The 1,439-nt window shown below is 51.0% G+C and carries 1 protein-coding gene and 1 pseudogene; both read left to right on the top strand.

Going from position 1 to position 1,439, the window contains the following annotated elements; translation table 11 throughout:
* The first annotated feature begins 321 nt into the window (after positions 1-321).
* Positions 322-951 (top strand): response regulator transcription factor, encoded by a 630-nt coding sequence (locus tag ACR0JB_RS21800; protein ID WP_254428658.1) that lies wholly within the window; start codon positions 322-324, stop codon positions 949-951.
* 56 nt (positions 952-1,007) lie between these two features.
* Positions 1,008-1,382, top strand: a pseudogene (locus ACR0JB_RS21795) (DDE-type integrase/transposase/recombinase); the annotation flags it as partial.
* Positions 1,383-1,439: the final 57 nt, after the last annotated feature.

The raw sequence follows: 1,439 nt of genomic DNA, 5'->3' as shown, positions 1-1,439 counted from the left end.
CATTGGCGAAGGCCTGCAAAACGCGGGCGTCCGTATTGCCCGGCCCCGGACCAGCAGCCAGTGTCTCGGGGATCTCAAGCGGGGGATAAATCTGAAAAGTCATTCGATCCTCCTTGATCGTCGGCGTGGTCAATCACGCCCAAGTATCGCGTTGTGGATCAGGAAAGCGTTGCTTGCATCATTGCGCAACGTAACTTACTACTGCTTTGGGACTTCTAATAGGATTAGAAAAAAACTACCCGTTTTGGCAGAAATACCGCGGTATACCAAATTAGTACCTATTCTTACGGGTAGGTTTTTGGGTTTTTGGATGTAAAATCAATGGCAGAGCCTTCACAGCAACCGATTAACGTTATGCTTGCCGACAACAATCCACTGGTATTGTCGGCTATGTCCGAGATTTTCGAGCGTGATCCACGATTCTCTCTGGTGGCAACATCAGCAACCGCCGAAGGCTTCTTGGGCGCGGTTATGAGAGTTCCGGTCAAGGTCTGCGTGATCGCCTGGAATTTGCCGGTCTTGGGCGCCGCCAAATTGATCGAGGTTCTGCGTGAACAGGAGAACGCGCCCCGTTTCGTCGTATATGGAGACGATGCCGGAGACGTGCCGCGCCTTGCTATGCAGGCAGGAGCTGCGGGGTTCGCATCCCGGTCAGGTGAGGTCGATGTTTTGCTGGAAACTTGTTCGGATGTTGCCCGAGGCAAGATGGTTTTTCCGTTCATCGATGTTCGGAAAATGCAGCAGGATCCAATTCACAGCCTGTCTCGTAAAGAGCGCGTCATCCTTGAAGCGTTGGCCAAGGGCCTATCCAATCGCGAACTTTCGAAGGACCTGCAAATCTCGACAAATACCGTCAAATTTCACCTGAGCAACATCTATGAAAAGCTCTCGGTTAAAAACAGGGCGCAAGCGATTGCATTCTACTATTCTTCTGGCGCAGCCTCAGATTAACAGATTTGCTCCTATGGCCGAGCATTTATTAGCTATCACGCAATATGTGGAAGCCCAAGCAGGCCAAAACGCTCGAATTTAAGCTTTCAGAACGTCGCAGCAAACAGGTCGCCACAAAGTTCTTCGCCAAGATGCTGGAGGTCAACGGCCTCCCACGAAAGGTTGTCATCGGCAAAAGCAGCACAAACACTACGGGTATCAAAGCAACCAACAGAATGCTCAAGGGTTTTGGTTGCCCGATACCAATAGAGATGGTCAGGCGGAAGTACCTGAATAATATCGTCGAACAGGACCACCTGTTCATTAAGAGGCGAACAAGACCGATGCTTGGGGTTAAGGCCTTCGCATCAGCCAAGGCAAGCTTGGACGAGATCGAAATTGTGCACATGATTACTCCGAGCCCGTCTGTTCAATTCGTCGAATTGCATTAAAAGACCTGCCTGCTATCAGGCTACGCAGGCACTTGGATCACTGGCGAGTGGCGACGG

The sequence above is a fragment of the Ruegeria sp. BI7 genome, assembly GCF_056537925.1.
The sequence above is the reverse complement of the archived record's forward strand: the minus strand, read 5'-3'. Positions and strand labels throughout refer to the sequence as shown.

Coding starts and splice junctions, on each gene's coding strand:
- ACR0JB_RS21800 (WP_254428658.1), top strand. CDS start 322: ATGGCAGAGCCTTCACAGCAACCGATTAACGTTATGCTTGCCGACAAC.